This window comes from Synechococcus sp. H55.9 (assembly GCF_047462355.1).
Classification (GTDB): Bacteria; Cyanobacteriota; Cyanobacteriia; order Thermostichales; family Thermostichaceae; genus Thermostichus.
This window is the reverse complement of record NZ_JANSJB010000159.1, coordinates 1-2453: the sequence shown is the minus strand read 5'-3', so window position 1 is coordinate 2453 and position 2453 is coordinate 1. Positions and strand designations below refer to the sequence as shown.

The 2453-nt window shown below is 64.2% G+C and carries 2 protein-coding genes; one reads left to right on the top strand and one right to left on the bottom strand.

The annotated features are described in order from the left end of the window. Nucleotides 1–181 precede the first annotated feature (181 nt). The gene (locus NW857_RS12725; RefSeq protein ID WP_414334655.1) at nt 182–1963 is read left to right on the top strand and encodes an ABC transporter substrate-binding protein; all 1782 of its coding nucleotides are present in this window, start codon (nt 182–184) and stop codon (nt 1961–1963) included. A gap of 1 nt (nt 1964) precedes the next feature. Here the strand turns inward: NW857_RS12725 and NW857_RS12720 are convergent, their stop codons facing one another. After that, entirely contained in the window at nt 1965–2141 is a 177-nt protein-coding gene (locus NW857_RS12720) for a hypothetical protein (RefSeq protein WP_414369175.1), read from the bottom strand. Between the last annotated feature and the right edge of the window lie 312 nt (nt 2142–2453).

Sequence of the window (2453 nt, the reverse complement as noted above, 5' to 3'; positions counted from 1 at the left end):
CTCTGGGAGAGGGGCCGGGGGTGAGGGCCGCCGGGAGAGGGGCCGGGGGTGAGGGCCGCCGGGAGAGGGGCCGGGGGTGAGGGCCGCCGGGAGAGGGGCCGGGGGTGGTCGCGTGAGCGGCGCGGAGCGCTTGGGCCGCCGGCGGGCCCCCTCAAACTTGCTCGGATACTCAGCAAAGGAAATGGCAGGCCAAAGCAATACCTCAACAGAGCAGCTCAAGAGCAGCCTTTTTGCCCCCCTATTCCTAGGGATCCTCCTTCTCTGGCTTAGCGCCTGTGCTGCCCCCGCTCGCCCGCCCCACCTGATTGCCACCGTCACCTCGGATCCCAAAACCTTCAACACCTATCTGGCCACCGAGAGCTCCAGCCGCGACGCCATCGCTTACCTGGAGGCGGGCCTGGTCACCCTCGATGAAGATACCCTCCTGCCCAAGCCGGAGCTGGCGGAAGGCTGGGAAGTGTCTGAGGACGGCTTGCGCTATGTCTTCACCTTGCGGGAGGGGCTGCGCTGGTCGGACGGGGAGCCCCTGACAGCGGCAGATGTGGACTTTACCTTCAACCGCATCATCTTCGACGAGCGGATCCCGACCTCGGCGCGGGATGTGTTGCGCATCGGCGAGGCGGGGGCGCTGCCCCAGGTGCGGGCCTTGGACGAGCGGCGGGTTGAGTTTGTCCTGCCGGAGCCCTTTGCCCCTTTCCTGTTGCAGGCCGGGTCCCCTCTCTTGCCCAAGCACATTCTGCAGCCCACTGTGGAGCAGGTGGACGGCCAGGGCAACCCCCTCTTTCTCCAGACCTGGGGAGTTGACACGCCGGTGCAGGAATTGGTGGGGGCCGGCCCCTACATCTTGCAGGAATATACCCCCGGACAGCGGCTGGTGTACCGTCCCAACCCCTACTACTGGAAAGGGGAAGGGATCCCGCGCATCGAGCGGGTCATCCTGCGCATCGTGGACTCGGAAGATACGGCTCTGTTGCAGTTTCGCTCCGGCGAGACCGACGTGTTTTCGGTGCGAGGCAGAGATTTTCAGCTCCTGAAGCGGGAAGAAGAACGGGATCAGTTCAGGATTTACAATCTCGGCCCCACCCTCAACAACAATTTCTTTGCCTTCAACCTCAGCCGGGCCCGCAACCCCCAAACCGGACGGCCCTTTGTGGATCCCGTCAAAAGCCGCTGGTTCAACGATTTGAACTTCCGCCGGGCGGTGGCCCACGCCCTGAACCGGCAATTTTACGTCGAGAGCGTCCTGCAGGGGCTGGGCGAGATCCAGCACTCGGTCTTCTCCCCCGCCAGCCCCTTTTACCTCAGCCCGGCAGAGGGCCTGCCCACCTACGACTACGATCCCGAAAAGGCGCGGCAACTGCTCTTGGCTGCCGGCTATACCTACGACGCCGAAGGCCACCTACGGGATCCCGACGGCAACCGCGTCCGCTTCAGTCTCATCACCAACGCCGGCAACAACCAGCGGGAGGCCACCGGCGCCCTGATCAAGGCCGACCTGGCGCGGATCGGCATCACCGTTGACTTCACCCCCATCGCCTTCAACACGGTGGTGCAGCGCACCGACAGCCGCGACTGGGAAACCTTGTTGCTGGGCTTTGGCGGCGGCGGCACCGAGCCCAACAACGGCTCCAACATCTGGCGCAGCGATGGCCGCCTGCACCTGTTTAACCTGGGGGATCTGCCCGGCAATCCCGCCGAAGGAGTGGAAGTGAGCGATTGGGAGCGGGAGATCGACCGCATCTTTATTGCGGGGGTGCGGGAGCTGGACTTTGAAAAGCGCAAGGCCCTCTACGACCGCTTTCAAGTGATCATCCAGGAACAACTGCCCCAGATCGGCACCTTCAACCCCCTGGTGCTCTCGGCCCTGCGCAACCGCCTGCAAGGGGTGGATCCCCGCCCCATCCTCGGCCCTCTCTGGAACCTGGATCAGCTTTCCATCCAGGACATGCTGCAGGAGCGGTAGCCTACCTCACCGTCAGCTCCACCTCCCCCGTGCTCCTGAGGACGTTGATCCCCACCCCTCCTGCCTGGAGATACAGGCCGATGTCCAGGGATCCCCGCCCCACCTGGATGTTCTCAAGAGTTACATGGGGCAGCCACAGGGGCAGGGTGAGGCGCAGCGGTGGGAGTGTCAATCTCATGCAAAGGTGAAGTCAACAGCATTTCCGGGCGCTGACCGTAGGAGCACTGCTTTCCAGGGCGAGCTTCTCACCCACGGCATCAGCTACAACATTCCTCAGGGCCAACGCCGGGGGCGCAATTCAGAGCCAGGCCCAACCCCTATCGTAGCCGAAAGGGCTACACCCCGCCGGCGCGTTCGCTGCTGGAGAGGCCTACCGGGGGCAGGCATGATAGGAAAATGGCATCCTAGCTGTGGAGGGTTTGCCCACATCCATTCATGCTGGAGCACGACATTGTCATCGTTGGCGGGGGGCTGGCCGGTTGCCGGGCGG

What these genes read in the sequence shown, in the direction of transcription:
- NW857_RS12720 (WP_414369175.1), bottom strand. Translation starts at nt 2,141, where the DNA reads ATGAGATTGACACTCCCACCGCTGCGCCTCACCCTGCCCCTGTGGCTG.
- NW857_RS12725 (WP_414334655.1), top strand. Translation starts at nt 182, where the DNA reads ATGGCAGGCCAAAGCAATACCTCAACAGAGCAGCTCAAGAGCAGCCTT.